Annotated in this window: 16 protein-coding genes and 1 pseudogene; 13 read left to right on the top strand and 4 right to left on the bottom strand. The window is 65.6% G+C overall.

The genetic code is table 11. From position 1 onward, the window contains the following. Positions 1-5: 5 nt before the first annotated feature. The 4 genes and pseudogenes from HNP02_RS04370 to HNP02_RS04355 all read left to right on the top strand — a co-directional run bounded on the left by HNP02_RS04370 (position 6) and on the right by HNP02_RS04355 (position 5,864). Entirely contained in the window at positions 6-2,174 is a 2,169-nt protein-coding gene (locus tag HNP02_RS04370) for an adenylate/guanylate cyclase domain-containing protein (RefSeq protein ID WP_184435479.1), read from the top strand. Further along, positions 2,171-3,571: a mechanosensitive ion channel domain-containing protein gene (locus HNP02_RS04365; protein WP_184435477.1), complete on the top strand. Its 1,401-nt coding sequence runs from the start codon at positions 2,171-2,173 to the stop codon at positions 3,569-3,571. The genes HNP02_RS04370 and HNP02_RS04365 overlap by 4 nt, the downstream gene beginning before the upstream one ends. 7 nt (positions 3,572-3,578) lie before the next feature. After that, positions 3,579-4,655, top strand: a pseudogene (locus tag HNP02_RS04360) (alpha-hydroxy-acid oxidizing protein). Positions 4,656-4,868: 213 nt separating this feature from the next. Next, positions 4,869-5,864 carry an esterase family protein gene (locus HNP02_RS04355; protein ID WP_184435475.1) on the top strand — a complete coding sequence of 332 codons (996 nt, stop codon included), beginning with the start codon at positions 4,869-4,871 and terminating at the stop codon, positions 5,862-5,864. A 200-nt stretch (positions 5,865-6,064) separates the two neighbouring features. Here HNP02_RS04355 and HNP02_RS04350 read toward each other — a convergent pair whose 3' ends face one another. Then, positions 6,065-6,295, bottom strand: a complete 231-nt coding sequence (locus HNP02_RS04350; protein ID WP_184435473.1) for a hypothetical protein — start codon at positions 6,293-6,295, stop codon at positions 6,065-6,067. A gap of 208 nt (positions 6,296-6,503) precedes the next feature. On the opposite strand from HNP02_RS04350, the gene HNP02_RS04345 reads away from it, so the two are divergent. Continuing rightward, positions 6,504-6,803, top strand: a complete 300-nt coding sequence (locus HNP02_RS04345; protein WP_255506198.1) for a hypothetical protein — start codon at positions 6,504-6,506, stop codon at positions 6,801-6,803. 1 nt (position 6,804) lies between these two features. On the opposite strand, the gene HNP02_RS43635 is transcribed toward HNP02_RS04345, so the two are convergent. After that, positions 6,805-7,065 (bottom strand): sensor histidine kinase, encoded by a 261-nt coding sequence (locus HNP02_RS43635; RefSeq protein WP_375373637.1) that lies wholly within the window; start codon positions 7,063-7,065, stop codon positions 6,805-6,807. A 48-nt stretch (positions 7,066-7,113) separates the two neighbouring features. Here HNP02_RS43635 and HNP02_RS42470 point away from each other — a divergent pair, with 48 nt between their 5' ends. Together HNP02_RS42470 and HNP02_RS42465 are read left to right on the top strand one after the other, a co-directional pair. Next, on the top strand, positions 7,114-7,578 hold the full coding sequence (locus tag HNP02_RS42470) for a carbonic anhydrase (RefSeq protein WP_184436612.1): 465 nt from the start codon (positions 7,114-7,116) through the stop codon (positions 7,576-7,578). After that, a complete protein-coding gene (locus tag HNP02_RS42465; protein WP_184436610.1) occupies positions 7,575-7,925 on the top strand; it encodes a carbonic anhydrase in 351 nt (116 codons plus the stop codon). Before HNP02_RS42470 ends, HNP02_RS42465 begins: the two co-directional genes overlap by 4 nt. On the opposite strand, the gene HNP02_RS04325 is transcribed toward HNP02_RS42465, so the two are convergent. Further along, the gene (locus tag HNP02_RS04325) at positions 7,897-8,637 is read right to left on the bottom strand and encodes an SDR family oxidoreductase (RefSeq protein ID WP_184435471.1); all 741 of its coding nucleotides are present in this window, start codon (positions 8,635-8,637) and stop codon (positions 7,897-7,899) included. The genes HNP02_RS42465 and HNP02_RS04325 overlap by 29 nt on opposite strands. Before the next feature lie 74 nt (positions 8,638-8,711). Here HNP02_RS04325 and HNP02_RS04320 point away from each other — a divergent pair, with 74 nt between their 5' ends. The 6 genes from HNP02_RS04320 (at position 8,712) to HNP02_RS04295 (ending at position 14,914) form a co-directional block, all read left to right on the top strand. Then, on the top strand, positions 8,712-9,431 hold the full coding sequence (locus HNP02_RS04320; protein ID WP_255506196.1) for a VC0807 family protein: 720 nt from the start codon (positions 8,712-8,714) through the stop codon (positions 9,429-9,431). 28 nt (positions 9,432-9,459) lie between these two features. Next, the gene (gene lon, locus HNP02_RS04315; RefSeq protein ID WP_184435470.1) at positions 9,460-11,805 is read left to right on the top strand and encodes an endopeptidase La; all 2,346 of its coding nucleotides are present in this window, start codon (positions 9,460-9,462) and stop codon (positions 11,803-11,805) included. 88 nt (positions 11,806-11,893) lie between these two features. After that, positions 11,894-12,931 carry an LLM class flavin-dependent oxidoreductase gene (locus HNP02_RS04310; RefSeq protein ID WP_184435468.1) on the top strand — a complete coding sequence of 346 codons (1,038 nt, stop codon included), beginning with the start codon at positions 11,894-11,896 and terminating at the stop codon, positions 12,929-12,931. A gap of 7 nt (positions 12,932-12,938) precedes the next feature. Then, positions 12,939-13,313 carry a nitroreductase/quinone reductase family protein gene (locus HNP02_RS04305; protein ID WP_184435466.1) on the top strand — a complete coding sequence of 125 codons (375 nt, stop codon included), beginning with the start codon at positions 12,939-12,941 and terminating at the stop codon, positions 13,311-13,313. 1 nt (position 13,314) lies between these two features. Continuing rightward, positions 13,315-13,647 (top strand): TfoX/Sxy family protein, encoded by a 333-nt coding sequence (locus tag HNP02_RS04300; protein WP_184435464.1) that lies wholly within the window; start codon positions 13,315-13,317, stop codon positions 13,645-13,647. 37 nt (positions 13,648-13,684) lie between these two features. Next, positions 13,685-14,914, top strand: a complete 1,230-nt coding sequence (locus tag HNP02_RS04295; RefSeq protein ID WP_184435462.1) for an NAD(P)/FAD-dependent oxidoreductase — start codon at positions 13,685-13,687, stop codon at positions 14,912-14,914. Here HNP02_RS04295 and dctA read toward each other — a convergent pair. Further along, positions 14,911-16,251: a C4-dicarboxylate transporter DctA gene (gene dctA, locus HNP02_RS04290; protein WP_184435460.1), complete on the bottom strand. Its 1,341-nt coding sequence runs from the start codon at positions 16,249-16,251 to the stop codon at positions 14,911-14,913. The genes HNP02_RS04295 and dctA overlap by 4 nt on opposite strands. Between the last annotated feature and the right edge of the window lie 36 nt (positions 16,252-16,287).

Raw genomic sequence — 16,287 nt, 5'->3', positions numbered from 1 at the left:
ATTCAATGACGACAATTACCGAGCCGGAAACGACGACGGAGCCGGAACCGGCGCCCAAACCCCGAAGTCTGCGGCGCCGTGTGCTGTCGCGGATCAGCATCCAGTCCAAGCTGCTGGTGATGCTGCTACTGACCAGCGTCCTGTCGGCCGCGGTCGTCGGCCTCATCGGCTATCAATCCGGGCAGAGTTCACTGCGGGCATCGGCGTTCGACCGGTTGACCGAGATCCGCCAGTCTCAGAGCCGCCAACTGCAGGCGCAGATTGCCGACTTGCAAGATTCGCTCGTCATCTATTCGCGCGGATCGACGGCCACCGAGGCCATCCAGGCGTACACGGCCGGCTTCGACCAACTGAACAACGCCACCATCACCCCCGTCCAGCAGCAGGCGATCCAGAAGTACTACGCCGACGTCTTCGCGAAGGCGGAAGACGCCCAGACGGGCGAGGACGTTGACGTCGAGGCCTTGTTGCCGACCTCGAATGCGCAGAAGTATCTGCAGGCCAACTACACGACGCCGTTCACGGATTGGGACCTCGCGGTCAAGTTCGATGACGCGCACGACGGCAGCGCCTGGTCGGCGGCCAACGCCCAGTTCAACGACTTCTTCCGTCAGATCGTGACCCGCTTCGAGTTCGAGGACGCGCTGCTGTTGGATACCAGAGGCAATGTCGTCTACAGCGCGTACAAGGGCGTCGACCTCGGCACCAACATCCTCACGGGGCCGTACCACGGCGGCGATCTGACCGACGCCTACAACAAGGCCCTCGCGTCCAACGCCGTCGACTATGTCGCCACCACCGACTTCAGTGACTACCAACCCGCCACCGAGCCGACCGCCTGGATGGTGTCACCGGTTGGCGCGCAGGGGCACGTCGACGGTGTGCTCGCACTGCAGTTCCCGATCTCGAAGATCAACCGGCTGATGACGATGGACAAGCGGTGGGAAGAGTCGGGGATGGGCAAGACCGGCGAGACGTTCATCGTCGGCCCCGACGATCTGATGCGTTCGGATTCCCGCCTCTTTCTGGAGAATCCCGACGGATTCAAGCGCGACGTCGTCGACGCAGGCACCCCGCCCGACGTGGCTCAAGAATCGATCCGGCAGCACGGGACCACTCTCATGCAGCCGGTCGCGACGGAAGCCACGCGATTGGCGCAACGCGGACAGCGCGGCACCCTGGTCGCCCAGGACTACCTGGGCCACGAGACGCTGCAGGCCTACGCGCCGGTCGACGTGCCTGGCCTGCACTGGGCGCTCGTCGCCAAGATCGACACATCCGAGGCCTTTGCGCCGGTGGCGACGTTCACGCGCACACTGGTGCTCTCGACGACGGTGATCATCTTCGTGGTCTGCATAGCGGCGATGTTGCTGGCCCGTCTGTTCGTGCGGCCAATCCGCCGGCTCGAGGCGGGTGCCCAGCGCATCAGCTCGGGCGAGTACGGCGTGTCGCTGCCGGTGCAGTCTCGTGACGAATTCGGGGATCTCACCGTTGCTTTCAACGAGATGAGCAGAAACCTGGCAATCAAGGAGGAGCTTCTCACCGAACAGCGGAGGGAAAACGACCGCTTGATGCTGTCACTGATGCCCGAACCGGTGGTGCAGCGGTACCGGGAGGGTGAGGAGACAATCGCCCAGGACCACCAGAACGTGACGGTGATCTTCGCCGACATCGTCGGCATGGACGAGCTGGTCTCGACGTTGACCTCGGACGAGCAGCTCGCCATCGTCAACAAATTGGTCCGACAGTTCGATGCTGCTGCGGAAAGCCTTGGCATTGAACGGATCCGCACCCTTCATAACGGCTATCTCGCCAGCTGCGGACTCAGTGTGCCGCGAATCGACAACGTCCGCCGCACGGTGGATTTCGCGATTGAGATGCAGCGCATCGTCGACCGCTACAACAGCGAGTCCGACAACGACCTGGAGTTGCGCGCGGGAATCGACACGGGCACGGTGACGAGCGGCCTGGTCGGCAGGGCCAGCCTGGCCTATGACATGTGGGGCGGCGCGGTTGACATCGCCAACCAGGTCCAAAGCGGATCTCCGCGACCGGGCGTATACGTCACGTCCCGCGTCTACGACGTGATGCGGGATTCTCGCCATTTCACTCCCGCCGGCGAAGTCGGCGCAGGAGACGACACGGAGCCGATATTCCGGTTGGACCAGCCATGACCGGCCAGCTCGACGCGCCGTGGTTCCTGTGGGCGGTCGGCATTGCGCTGGGATTCCCACTCGCGCTCGTAGTTCTCACCGAGCTGCACAACGCATTGCTACGCAGGCACAGCGCGCTGGCCCGGCCCGTGCACCTACTGCGAAACTACATCCTGCCGCTCGGCATTCTGCTTCTGCTTCTGGTGAAGGCGACCCAGGTCTCGGCGGAAGCCACACCGGTACGCATCGTCTCGACCGTCTTCGGCTTCGTGGTGTTGGTCCTGCTGCTGTCCGGCCTCAATGCGACCCTGTTCCAGAGCGCGCCGGAAGGCAGCTGGCGCAAGCGGATTCCGTCGATCTTCCTCGACGTGGCCAGGTTCGCAATCATCGCCATCGGTGTAGGGCTGATGTTCTCCTTCATCTGGGGAGCCGACGTCGGCCGACTGTTCACCGCACTCGGCGTCACCTCGATCGTGCTGGGCCTGGCGCTGCAGAACTCCGTTGGCCAGATCATTTCTGGCCTGCTCCTGCTCTTCGAGCAGCCATTCCAGCTGGGCGACTGGATCGAAGCTCCGACCGCGCGGGGACGCGTCATCGAAGTCAACTGGCGCGCAACGCATATCGACACCGGCAGCGGCATGTTGATCATGCCGAACTCGGTGCTGGCCCTGGCGTCATTCACCAACTTCAGCAGGCCGCCGGGTACGCACAGCCTGTCCGTAAGCACGGCGTTCTCGGTCGACGACCCGCCCGACGATGTCATTGCGATGCTGAACCGGGTTGCTGCGACGCTGCCGCAGCTCCGACCAGACGCGGCCCCGTCCAGCAACCGCACGGGCGCGCTGCAGTACAGCACGGGGATACCGGTGCGCACGCCCGCCGATGACTTCGCCGCCAAATCGCTGTTCCTGCGGTGGGTCTGGTATGCATCGCGCAGGGCCGGGCTGCACCTCGACGAGGCAGAAGACGAGTTCGCCACCCCTGAGCGCCTTGAGGCGTCGCTGCGGATCATCGCGCCGACGCTGCGGTTGACCGCCGCCGATCAACAGGCACTGCTCCCCCGTGCGACGCTCACCCGATATGGCACCGAGGAGTACCTCCAGTTCGCGGGTCAGGTGCCCAAGCGCATGACCTTCTTGGTCAATGGACGGGTCCGGCTCGTTGCCAGCGGAGACGACGGCGCGATCATCCCAGTGCGTATCCTCGAGGAGGGTGACTTTCTCGGGCAGACCGCGCTCACCCGCGAAGCCGTCACCGCGTCGGCGTATGCGCTCGAGGAGGTGACCGTTTTGCAGATCGAACGTGAATACATCGAGGAGCTGGTCGAGCGAAAGCCGTTGCTGCTGCAGGACATCGGCCGGGCCATCGAAGAGCGGCGGAAGAGCCTCAGGCGGGCATTGGCCGCAGCGGGCGATTAGGCGCGTGATGAAGCGACGTCTGCCCCGGCCCAGTGAGCTGGCGCCACTGCTCCAGTTCCGCAAGCCGCGCCTCAACGCGACGGCCAGGCGCCTGGCCGACGCGCTGACCATCGAGGACCTGCGACGGATCGCCAAGCGACGCACGCCGAAGGCGGCCTTCGACTACACCGACGGTGCCGCCGAGGTGGACACCGGTTGGCAGGTGCTCGGCGACCGCGTGGAGCAGCCGTTCGGCATCGCACCGACGGGGTTCACCCGGCTGATGAACACCGAGGGCGAGATCGCCGGCGCGCGCTGCGGCCCGCGCCGGCATCCCGTTTGAGTTGTCGACGCTCGGCACCACCGCCATCGAGGACGTCCGCGCGGCGAACCCGCACGGCCGCAATTGGTTTCAGCTCTACATGTGGAAGGACCGGGAGCGGTCGATGGCGCTGGTGGAGCGCGCCGCCGCGGCAGGCTTCGACACGCTGCTGGTGACCGTGCGCACCGTGCTCGACGCCATCCCGCGCCCCGGGTGGTGGTTCAACCTGCTGACCACCGAGCCCTTGCGTTCGCGTCGCTGGACCGCTGGCCAGGCACCGTCGCGGAGTACCTCGACACTATGTTCGATCCGACGGTCACGTTCGAGGATCTGACCTGGATCAAGTCGCAGTGGCCGAACCGTTTGGTGGTCAAGGGAATTCAGACTGTCGATGACGCGCGGACGGTGGCCGACCTCGGTGTCGACGGTCTGGTGCTGTCCAACCACGGGGGCGGGCAACTCGATCGCGCACCGGTGCCGTTCCATCTGTTGCCTGCGGTGGCCAGGGAGGTCGGCGGGTCGTGCGAGGTTTTGCTGGACACCGGCATCATGTCGGGCGCCGACATCGTCGCCGCCATCGCACTCGGCGCCCGGTTCACGATGGTCGGGCGCGCCTACCTCTATGGGCTGATGGCCGGTGGCGAGGCCGGTGTCGACCGCGCCAATGAGATCCTGTCGGCGCAGGTCAGCCGCACGATGCGGCTGCTAGGGGTGACGAGTCTTGACGAGTTGACGCCATGTCACGTCACGCAGTTGCACCGGTTCGCGCGCGGCCAGTCGTAGCTCGCGCCGAACCTCGGAAATCACTCTATTCACACTGGTCACACGCCAAATCAGCTCCCGACGTCTCGACGCCGAGTCCTGATCGTTAGCCAACTGCGACATCACATCTCGGCGTTGAGAGCCGAAGCGAACCACATGCACGTGATTCACTTGCGCTCGCAAAGCAACGGCGATTGCTTGACAGGACATGAAGAAAGGCGGTCGGTTGCCGTTATGAAGTTCGTCAGAAAGATTCGTGGAACGTGGTTGCGCAGGCTGGCGGTGGGTGCCATCACCGCGGCGATGCTGCCCACGCTGATCGGCTTCGCCGGGGGTTCGGCAACAGCTGGAGCATTCTCCAGGCCTGGTCTCCCGGTGGAATACCTGGATGTGTTCTCGCAGTCGATGAACCGCAACATCCGGGTGCAGTTCCAGGGCGGCGGCACGCATGCCGTCTACCTCCTGGACGGTCTGCGCGCGCAGGATGACTACAGCGGCTGGGACATCAACACCCCGGCGTTCGAGTGGTACTACAACTCGGGCCTTTCGGTCGTGATGCCCGTTGGCGGACAGTCGAGTTTCTACACCGATTGGTACCGGCCTTCGCAGGGCAACGGCCAGGATTACACCTACAAGTGGGAGACGTTCCTGACCCAGGAACTGCCGGCATCGCTGGAAGCCAACCAGGGCGTGTCGCAGAACGGCAACGCCGTCGTCGGTCTCTCGATGGCTGGCGGCACCGCGCTGACCTACGCGATCTACCACCCACAGCAGTGGATTTACGCGGCGTCGCTGTCGGGCTTCCTGAACCCGTCCGAGGGCTGGTGGCCGATGCTGATCGGCCTGGCCATGAACGACGCGGGCGGCTACAACGCCGAAAGCATGTGGGGCCCGTCGGGTGACCCGGCATGGAAGCGCAACGACCCGATGATCAACGTCGGCCAACTGGTCGCCAACAACACCAGGGTCTGGATCTACTGCGGCACAGGCACTCCGTCGGATCTGGACTCGGGTACCGACGGTGGCAACCTGATGTCGGCACAGTTCCTCGAAGGGTTCACGCTGCGCACCAACCTGTCGTTCCGGGACAACTACATCGCCGCGGGTGGCACCAACGGCGTGTTCAACTTCCCGGCGACCGGTACGCACAGCTGGGGCTACTGGGGTCAGCAGGTGCAGCAGATGCTGCCCGACATCCAGCGCACGCTGGGCGCTCAGGCCAGCGCTTAGCGGAGCGGCCTGACGCACGTCGCAAGACCAGGGAGCCTGTCGTTACCCCCCCGAACGGCAGGCTCCCTTCTTGTGTGAAAGCTCTTCGTAGGACGCTCTTCATCGGACACGAAAGGCCGTGGAGTCGATTGTCATGCAATCGGCTCCACGGCCTCGTTGTCTGCGCACCCTCTAGATCGGCGCTACCCGCCGACCGCGCCTTAGTTGAACAGGATGAACGGCAGCGGCGACGAGAACGGACCGTAGACGCTCGGCGACGAGACCGTAGGCGGCTTCACGACGATCGCGGTGTGCCCCTGCTTGTCAGTGATCGTGGCCCGACCCGAGTCGGTGGTGGTGCTGGGGTTCACGGCCGAGGCGATGGGCGCCGCCGCGATGGCCGCTGCGGCGATCCCCGTCATGACACCCGCTGCGATGTGACGAACCTTCATTGATTGCTCCTGTCTTCGTTGACTCGCTTACGCATTCCAAAGTAGCTACGCCACGGTCTATTTCGGTGTCTGGCGGCCGACTTCATGCCGAACGCAAATCTATGGGTTCGGCATGCGAACCGTGTCCGCCCCTCCCCCGTGCTCACGGCGTCGATAGCGTCGGTTTTGTGCACGGATGAAAACCGAACACGGACAAAGGAGTTCGCTCATGAAGCATCTCGTCATCGCCACGATCGCAGCCGGCTCGATGCTGTTCCTCGGGCAGGGTGTAGCCGGTGCCGCGGTACCTGCACCGATCGGAATCCGCTCGGCCAGTGACACTGTCGCAGATCTCGAGGCCAAGGGGCACCACGTCCAGATCAACGGGCCGACGAGCAGTCCGCTGTCGCTCTGCAAGGCCACGGGTGTTCACGGGCTCAACGACTCGAACCTCGATTCCTCGGGCAACCGGATCGACGAGGATCAGTTCAGCACCATCTACGTCGACGTGGTCTGCCCGAACCCGTAACTCATTGCGCGGCAGGCAGCGCAATCCGGAACTCGGTGGCGCCTCCGCCCGAGCATGCCGTCACCGTGCCGCCGTGCGCCTCGGTGATGGATGCGACGATGGCAAGCCCCAGCCCGGTGCTGTTCGAGTCGTCGGAGCGGTTCCCGTCGCCCCCATGGCCCTTGACGAACCGGTCGAACAAGTCGGGAATCAACTTGGCGTCGATGCCGGGACCGTCGTCGACGACGGTGAGCTGCACCTGCCGACCGCTGACACCGGTCACCACCCGTATTGCGGTGGTGACGGTGACACTGGCGCAGAGGGCGGCACGGTGGACATCCGCCAGCTCGGGTCGGTCGAGATGGACAGCGCGCTCGACGGGCCACCGGTCCGTGACATCCAGTCCATCGACGCCCGCTCGGGTGTCATGCCGTGGAGCTCCTGGCAGAGCGCTGGCTCCGATGATCAACGCCTCCATCGTGATTCCGCCTCCGTGCTGAACGGGTTGGCGATCTACCAGCGTCGAACGGCGCACCACCTCCGCCCGCATCTGGAGAAGCTCGCGCATGCGCAGCGGCCGGAAACGCTGTTCATCACCTGCACCGATTCCCGCATCGTGCCGAACGTCATCACCAGTAGCGGACCCGGCGACCTCTTCACGGTGCGCAACGTGGGAAACCTGGTGCCCGCTCACCAACACGACGCATCGACGGAGGCGGCGATCGCCTTCGCGGTGGAGAAGCTCGCCGTCTCGTCGATCGTCGTGTGCGGGCACTCCAGCGCTGTGGCGCGATGAACGTGCTGCTCGGCGGAAATCCGTCGCGTAGCAGGGGTGAGGAGTCCTTGGCGGCGTGGTTGGAGAACGGTCACCCCGCATTGGCCTTCGACGATGGCCGCCACCCCGTCGCGCGAGCCGCAGCGAGCGCAGGTTTTGGCCCCGCCGATCAGTTGAGCATGGTGAACGTGGCGCTCCAGGTCGAGACCCTCACCAGTCACCCGCTGGTTGAGAATCCCCATCTACGAGGAGAACTCGACGTGTTCGGCGTGTTCTACGACATCCCCAGCGCGACGGTCCTGCGGATACGGCCGACGACCATTGACTCCATGGAACTGGTCAGCCCTGAACCGTCGGGCGGATGGTGATGTTGCCGATCTCCACGTCGTGCGGCTGTTCGACGGCGAAGGCCACGGCCCTGGCCACCGCCTCCGGTGGTAGGCCGAAATCGTCCATGTTGCTGCGGATCTGGGCGCGCATCACGGGGTCGTCGATCGAACCGTCGAGTTCGGTCCTGACGAACCCCGGTGATATCGACGTCGTGCGGATGACGCCGTCGGTCGATTCCTGCCGAACACCCTCCATGATGGTGCGCACCGCGTTCTTCGTCGCGGCGTAGACCGCCATGTTCTCCACGACCCTCAAGCCGGCCGTGGAGACGATCGTGACGAGGTGACCCCGGCCCTGGCGCCGGAGCACGGGCATCGCCGCGGCGATGCCGTACAGGACACCGCGCACGTTGACGTCGATCATGGCCGACCAGCCGTCGACGTCGCCGTCCGCGATGGGCCCGATCTTGCTGATGCCGGCGTTGCTCACCAGCACGTCGAGGTGGCCGAACTCGTCGACGGCGCGTCCGACCAGGGCGTCCAGATCCTCGCGGCGGGTCACGTCGGTGCTGATGGTGACCACCGTGGCGCCGTCGGCGCGCAGTTCGGCGGCGATCTGGTCCAGCCGGTCGGTGCGGCGCGCGCCGAGCACTAGCGAGGCGCCCCGTGCGGCGAGTAGACGCGCCGTCGCCTCCCCGATACCGCTACTGGCGCCAGTGACGGCGATGACGGTGCCTGGTGTGATGGCCATGGCCACGAGGCTATTCCTCCCCTAGCGCGATGGCGCACGGCGGACGCCCAGCCGGGACACATATGATCGAGCCGATGAGTGAATCCGGTAGGGGGGCACCGCGTTTGCCCGAAACGACGCCAGTTGCATCACCAACTACATCAGCAGAGACGACAGCAACGACACCCCCGACCAAGAAGGCTCGCTCCAACGGCCCCATCCTGCGGGGGATCCTGCTCGATGTCGCGCCCGCGCTGATCGCCTACTACGGACTACGCGCGCTCGGTGCGTCGGAGTACGTCGCGCTGCTGTCGGCGACCGTGCTCGCCGGGGTGAAGGTCAGCTACGACGCGATCCGGGCCCGTCGGCTGGATCCGTTCGCCGGGTACCTGATGCTGAACTTCGGTCTGAGCCTGGCCGTGGGGATCGCCACGTCCAACGCCAGGATGCTTATGGCAGGTGACACCCTCGTCGGCGGCATCGGTGCGTTGGTCTTCCTCGGCTCTTGCGTGATCGGTAAGCCGCTGACGCAGATGGTCTCCGAGCGGGTGCAGCGCGACGACGATCCGCCCGAACCCGGTGAGGAGGCCTTCGTCCACCGGGTGCACGTTCTGCTGTCAGCGATGTGGGGCATCGGCCTGCTCCTTGGCATGTTGATCAGCCTTGCGATCATCTTCTCGCTGTCCATCGACGTCGCGAAGGGTGTGAACACCGTGGTGTCGCTGTCCCTGATCGCCGTGCTGATGGCCGCGACGTTCTGGATCGGGCACCGAGCACGCAACAAGTGGGAACAAAGGAGTGCCGCCCAGGGTTGAGCCCACCAGGTTCAACTTTGGAGGATTGATGTCAGAAAACACGACAACGTCGAGTGTTGTGCCAGTTCTTTTCGTTAGCGAGCCGATCGTCCTGCCGGGAATGGTGGTGCCGATCGAGCTCGACGACGCTGCCCGTGCCGCCGTTGATGCTGCTCAGGCGAGCGAAACCGGCAAGCTGCTGATCGCCCCGAGGCTCGACGACCGCTACCCCACCTACGGCGTGATCGCGTCGATCGTGCAGGTCGGACGCGTCCCCGGTGGTGGCGCCGCTGCCGTCGTGCGCGGTGAGAAGCGCGCCCACATCGGGTCGGGGACCACAGGTCCGGGTGCGGCGCTCTGGGTGGAGGTGACTGAAGTCGAAGAAGGCGCGGTCGACGAGGACACCAAGGCACTCGCTGCCGACTACAAGAAGCTGCTGTTGGCGATGCTGCAGCGCCGTGAGGCCTGGCAGATCGTCGACGTGGTCAACAAGATCACCGACCCGTCTGCGCTGGCCGACACCGCGGGCTACGCGTCGTACCTGTCCGACGTGGAGAAGCGTGAGCTGCTGGAGACCGAAGATGTGGGTCGTCGGCTCCAAATGCTGATCGACCTGACCGGTGACCACCTGGCCGAGGTCGAGGTCAACGACAAGATCGCCGACGACGTGCGCTCCGGCATGGAGAAGACGCAGAAGGAGTTCCTGCTGCGTCAGCAATTGGCCGCGATCCGCAAGGAGCTCGGTGAATCTGCGGACGACGGTGCTGGATCTTCCGATGACTACCGATCCAGAGTCGAGGCGGCCGACCTTCCCGAGAAGGTCCGCGAGGCCGCGATGCGCGAGGTCGGCAAGCTGGAACGCTCCAGCGAGCAGAGCCCTGAGGGCGGCTGGATCCGCACTTGGCTGGACACGGTGCTAGACCTGCCGTGGAACGTCACGACCGAGGACTCGACCGATTTGAAGTCGGCGCGCGAGATTCTCGATGCCGACCACCACGGGCTTGAGGACGTCAAGGACCGCATCGTCGAGTACCTGGCCGTGCGGGCCCGGCGTTCGCAGCGAGGGCTGCAGGTCGTGGGCGGTCGTGGCTCCGGTGCCGTGATGGTGTTGGCCGGACCTCCCGGTGTCGGCAAGACGTCACTGGGTGAATCCGTGGCACGGGCGTTGGGCCGCAAGTTCGTTCGCGTCGCCCTTGGTGGCGTGCGCGACGAGGCCGAGATCCGCGGCCACCGGCGCACGTACGTGGGCGCGCTGCCGGGCCGACTGGTCCGGGCGATCGGCGAGGCGGGGTCGATGAACCCGGTCGTGCTGCTCGACGAGATCGACAAGGTGGGCTCCGACTACCGCGGCGATCCCAGTGCGGCGTTGCTCGAGGTCTTGGACCCTGCGCAGAATCACACGTTCCGCGACCACTACCTCGACTTGGATCTCGACCTGTCCGACGTGGTGTTCCTTGCCACTGCCAACGTGATCGAAAACATCCCGTCGGCGCTGCTGGACCGGATGGAACTGGTTCAGATCGACGGCTACACCGAGGACGACAAGGTCGCCATCGCTCGCGACTTCCTGCTGCCAAGGCAGCGGGATCGGGCGGCGCTGACCACCGACGAGGTCACGGTCACCGACGACGCGCTGCACAAGATCGCCGCGGATTACACCCGCGAGCCGGGTGTGCGGCAGTTCGAGCGACTGCTGGCGAAGGCGTTGCGGAAGGCGACGACGAAGCTCGCTGCCAATGCCGAGCCGTTGACCATCGATGAGCCGGATCTGGTTGCCTACCTTGGCCGTCCGCGGTTCACCCCGGAGTCCGAGGAACGCACTGCGGTGCCTGGCGTGGCGACCGGTCTTGCCGTCACCGGCCTCGGTGGCGACGTGCTCTTCATCGAGGTGAATGCCAACGACGGCGAGCCGGGTCTCAAGCTGACCGGTCAGCTGGGTGACGTGATGAAGGAGTCGGCGCAGATCGCGCTGTCCTACGTGCGTGCTCACGCCGAGCAACTCGGCGTCGACCCCAAGGCGCTGGACCGCCAGATCCACGTGCACGTGCCCGCGGGCGCGGTGCCCAAGGATGGTCCTTCGGCAGGCGTCACGATGGTCACCGCGCTGGTGTCCATGGCGACCGGACGGCAGGTTCGCGCGGACGTCGGCATGACTGGTGAGGTCACGCTGAACGGTCGGGTGCTGCCCATCGGTGGGGTGAAGCAGAAGCTGCTCGCCGCGCAACGGGCTGGGCTGAAGACGGTGTTCGTCCCGCAGCGCAACGAGGCCGACCTCGACGACGTGCCGGCCGAGGTGCTCGCCGCGCTGGACGTCAAGCCGATGACCGACGTGGCGGATATCGTCGCGCTGGCGCTGGAGCCCGTCACCGAGGCGGGCGCGAGCCAGGCCGCCTGATAATTCAATAGCGCGAGCAGACGCAAAGTGCCCTCATTTCGAGGTTTTCAGGGCACTTTGCGTCTGCTCGCGCATAGAAGGGAGAGTCATGCCGCGACGCGGAGAGCCGTTGCACAAGCTCGGATTCCTGACGATCGGCCGCTTCGACGCGCAGAATCCGGGACCCGGCATCGAGGAGACCCTCGAGGTGGTCGAGCGCGCCGAGTCGCTTGGCTACGACAGCGTCTGGTTGCGCTGCAGGCACCTGCAACCCGGCATCTCGTCGCCGGTGGCCATCATGGCGGCGGCCAGCCAGCGCACGTCGCGCATCGAACTCGGCACCGCGGTCATCCCGCTTGGTCTCGAGAACCCGTTCCGGTTGGCCGAAGACCTGGCCACCGTGGACATCCTGTCCGGCGGCAGGGTCAATCCCGGTGTCTCCGTTGGCACGCCGATGCTCTACGACCATTATCGCGAAGCGCTGTATCCGAACACCCACGACGTCGAGGACTTCTCCAAGGACCGGGTGCTGCGACTGCTGTACGGTCTGCGCGGCGATCCGGTCAGCGACTTCGAGGGCACCGTCGGCATCGAGCAGTTCACCAACCGCATCGAACCCCACTCTCCCGGGCTGGCCGACCGGGTCTGGTATGGCGGTGGCATGTCGTCGGCGATCTGGGCAGGCGAACAGGGCATCAACTACCTGACCAGCTCCGTGGTCAGCATCGATGGCACGCAGTCGCGTGACTTCGCCACCATCCAGGGCGAGAACATCGACGCCTACCGCACGGCCATCGCAGCGCATCATCCGCAGCGCGAAACCACCCGGGTGTCACAGGGTTTGGTGGTCATCCCGACCGATTCCGCTACCGACGACCAGATCCGCAGGTACCGCGAGTACGCGGCGAGCCGGTTCGAGCGCACCAAGACGCCGCAGGGCCCGCGCGGCATGTTGTTCTCCCCCGACTACGTCGGCACGTCCGACGAACTCGCCGATCAGCTGTTCGACCACGCAGGCTTCCAGCGAGCGAGCGAAGTGGCCTTCGCGCTGCCGTTCACCTTCGCCGAGGACGACTACCGGCAGATCATCACCGATCTCGCCGAGGCGCTCGGGCCTAGACTCGGATGGACGCCGAATCAGGGGTAGGTGACTAGTGGACATCAAGGCCGCCAAGCGACGGATCGTGCACACCGTGCATCGTCTCGTGGTCAACCCGATCGGCAGGAAGCTGCCGGTGACCATCGGCCGCAAATCCGGTGAGCCCCGCCGCACTGCCGTCGGCGGGCGCGTCGTCGACAACCAGTTCTGGATGGTCTCCGAGCACGGCGGCCACTCGCACTACGTCCTCAACATCGAGGCCAACCCACGAGTACGGGTGAGGATCGGCGGCCGATGGCGCACCGGCACCGCGCACCTGCTGCCCGACGACGACGCCGTTGCACGGCTGAGCCAGCTGCCAACCATGAACAGCGCGGTGGTGAAGCTGATGGGAAGTGACCTTCTCACCGTCCGGGTGGACCTGGACTGACGTGGCTTACGACGAGGATCTCGCCAACCGCATCAGGGAGCTGACCAGCACCGAGGGCGGCGTCGAGGAGAAGCGCATGTTCGGCGGTCTGGCGTTCCTCATCAACGGCAACATGTCCGTCGCGGCGAGCGGACGAGGCGGCCTCATGGTGCGCGTTCCGCCCGACGAGACCGAAGCCCTGCTCAGCCGCGAGCACGTCGAACCGATGGTGATGGCAGGCCGCGAGACCCGGGGGTGGCTTCGGGTGGCCGACGACGGCGTGCGGACCAAGCGCCAACTGCAGTCTTGGGTGACCCGTGGCCTCGACTACGCCAAGAGTCTGCCGCCCAAGTGATTCGCTAGCGACTCCTCCGCGAGTACGCTCGGTTGACATGACATCGTCGTCAACATTCGTCATCGCTGGTGGAGGCCTGGCTGGCGCAAAGGCCGCAGAGGCGCTGCGCGACAACGACTTCGAAGGCACCGTGGTGCTCTTCGGAGCAGAGGACCACCTCCCCTACGAACGTCCGCCGCTGTCCAAGGAGTACCTGGCGGGCAAGAAGGCCCTCGCGGACTTCACCGTCGACCCGGCGGACTGGTACCGCGAGCACGACGTCGACCTGCGATTGGGCACCACGGTCACCACCATCGACCGTGGATCGCACACGGTCGGATTCGCCGACGGCGTCGAGCACTACGACAAGCTGCTGCTGGCCACCGGGTCGAGTTCACGCAGGCCGCCGATCCCCGGGGCCGACGCGGAGGGAGTCCACTACCTGCGCACGGTCGACGATGCCGCTGCACTTCTGTCGACGCTGACCGACGGCGCGCGGCTCGCGGTCGTCGGAGCGGGTTGGATCGGCCTGGAGGTCGCCGCGAGCGCCCGCGCGCACGGCGTCACGGTGACGGTCGTGGAGACCGCGGAGTTGCCGCTGCTCGGAGCCCTTGGGCGCGAGGCGGCGGAGGTGTTCGCGCAGTTGCACCGCGAACACGGCGTGGACCTGCGGCTGAAGACATCGGTCGAGGCGATCACCACCGACGGTGGCAGGGCGACGGGGCTGCGACTTGGTGATGGATCCACGGTCGATGCCGATGCGGTACTCGTCGCGGTCGGTGCGAGCCCCAACGTCGACCTGGCCGAGCAGGCGGGCCTTCAGATGGCGGGCAGCGGTGTCCTCGTCGACGCGTCGTTGAAGAGCAGTGACGACGACGTCTACGCCGTTGGCGACATTGCGGCGGCCGCCCACCCGCTGTTCGGTACCCGCATCCGCACCGAGCACTGGGCCAACGCGCTCAAGCAGCCCGCCGTCGCGGTGGCGGGCATGCTCGGCAGTCCGGGTAGCTACGACGAGCTGCCCTACTTCTTCACCGATCAGTACGACCTCGGCATGGAGTACGTCGGCCACGCCCCGGACTACGAGCGCGTCGTGTTCCGCGGCGACGTCACGAAACGCGAGTTCGTCGCGTTCTGGCTGGACGGCGAGAGCCGCGTGCTTGCCGGGATGAACGTCAACGTCTGGGACGTGCTCGATGACGTGAAATCGCTCATCCGGGCTCGCACGCCGGTGGATCCGGGCCGGCTGGCCGATCCGCAGCAGCCGCTCGGCACCCTACTGAGTTAGCCCGCCCCGACGACCTCCCTCTGCGGCTCGACGTCGGCCTCCTCGAGCGGTTCGATGTCCTCACCGCGCAACACGCTGCTCATACGCGCGGAGTCGAGCTGGCCCTCCCACCGGGCAACCACCATCGTCGCGACGCAGTTTCCGAGCAGGTTCACCGACACCCGCATCGAATCCATGATCCGGTCCGCACCGAGTAGCAGGGCGACGGCGGCCACGGGGATGGCGCCATGTCCGATGGCGGCTACCGTCGCCGAAAGGGCAAGGAACGACGAACCGGGCACGCCTGCCATGCCCTTCGAGGTCAGCATCAGCACCAGGACGGCCGTGATCTGTTCCCCAAGGCTGAGGTCGACGCCGAGCGCCTGGGCCAGGAACAGCACGCAGATCGACAGGTAGAGCGTGGCGCCGTCCAGGTTGAACGAGTAGCCGGTAGGCACCACCAAACCCGTTGTGGTGCGCGAACATCCGGCATACATCAACTTGTCCATGATGCGCGGCAGGACGACCTCGGTGGACGCGGTGCCGAGTGCGAGGAAGAACTCGTCCTTGATGTAGACGAGGAAGCGCCAGAGGTTCACCCCAGCGAAGAACCACGCGATCGCCGCAAGGACGAGGATGAACAGCGCCGCCCCCAGATAACAGGCCCCGATCAGCTTCGCGTAGCTGCCCAGTGACGCGATCCCGTACTGGCCGATGATGTAGGCCATCGCGCCGAACGCGGCAAGCGGTGCCAGCTTCATGATCCAGCCGATGATGGTGAAGAACAGGCTGCTGAAATGCTCGATCAACTCGAACACCACCGGCGGCCCGTGCTCGCCGAACTTGGCAAGCGCCAAGCCGAACAGCACCGCGAAGAAGAGCACCTGCAGCAGCTGGTTCTCGGCAAAGGCGGAGATGATCGACGTCGGAATGATGTTGAGCAGGAACTCCACCGTATGGGGCAGTTCCCCAGTTCCCGTCTTCTTGGCGACCGCATCGGCTCCGCTGGCCAGTGTCTGCGCGTCGATGTTGAACCCCGCACCGGGCTTCACGACGTTGCCGATCAGCAGCCCGAACAGCAGGGCGAACGTGGTGACGACCTCGAAGTAGATCAGGGCCTTGACGCCGATCCGGCCGACCGACTTGAGGTCGCCGACGTGGGCGATACCGATGACGACGGTGCAGAAGATGATCGGCGCGATCAGCATCTTGATGAGCTTGATGAAGCCGTCGGCAAGGGGCTTGAGATCGGCGCCGAACGCCGGCCACAGCCACCCGACCAGGATGCCCGCGACGATGGCGACCAGGAGTTGGGCGAATAGCGATCTGTACCAACGGGGCTTGCGTGTGTCCGTCATCGACAACACGTACCGCGGTCACGTGTCGTCGTTGTG

Source organism: Mycobacterium sp. AZCC_0083 (assembly GCF_014202335.1).
In the GTDB taxonomy this organism is placed as follows: Bacteria; Actinomycetota; Actinomycetes; order Mycobacteriales; family Mycobacteriaceae; genus Mycobacterium.
Note: the sequence above shows the minus strand (reverse complement) of the source record. Positions and strands in the feature narration are given on the sequence as shown.

Bases quoted from the DNA above. Each gene is read 5' to 3' on its own strand.
- HNP02_RS04370 (WP_184435479.1), top strand. From the start codon at position 6: ATGACGACAATTACCGAGCCGGAAACGACGACGGAGCCGGAACCGGCG.
- HNP02_RS04365 (WP_184435477.1), top strand. From the start codon at position 2,171: ATGACCGGCCAGCTCGACGCGCCGTGGTTCCTGTGGGCGGTCGGCATT.
- HNP02_RS04355 (WP_184435475.1), top strand. From the start codon at position 4,869: ATGAAGTTCGTCAGAAAGATTCGTGGAACGTGGTTGCGCAGGCTGGCG.
- HNP02_RS04350 (WP_184435473.1), bottom strand. From the start codon at position 6,295: ATGAAGGTTCGTCACATCGCAGCGGGTGTCATGACGGGGATCGCCGCA.
- HNP02_RS04345 (WP_255506198.1), top strand. From the start codon at position 6,504: ATGAAGCATCTCGTCATCGCCACGATCGCAGCCGGCTCGATGCTGTTC.
- HNP02_RS42465 (WP_184436610.1), top strand. From the start codon at position 7,575: ATGAACGTGCTGCTCGGCGGAAATCCGTCGCGTAGCAGGGGTGAGGAG.
- HNP02_RS04325 (WP_184435471.1), bottom strand. From the start codon at position 8,637: ATGGCCATCACACCAGGCACCGTCATCGCCGTCACTGGCGCCAGTAGC.
- HNP02_RS04320 (WP_255506196.1), top strand. From the start codon at position 8,712: ATGAGTGAATCCGGTAGGGGGGCACCGCGTTTGCCCGAAACGACGCCA.
- lon (WP_184435470.1), top strand. From the start codon at position 9,460: ATGTCAGAAAACACGACAACGTCGAGTGTTGTGCCAGTTCTTTTCGTT.
- HNP02_RS04310 (WP_184435468.1), top strand. From the start codon at position 11,894: ATGCCGCGACGCGGAGAGCCGTTGCACAAGCTCGGATTCCTGACGATC.
- HNP02_RS04295 (WP_184435462.1), top strand. From the start codon at position 13,685: ATGACATCGTCGTCAACATTCGTCATCGCTGGTGGAGGCCTGGCTGGC.
- dctA (WP_184435460.1), bottom strand. From the start codon at position 16,251: ATGACGGACACACGCAAGCCCCGTTGGTACAGATCGCTATTCGCCCAA.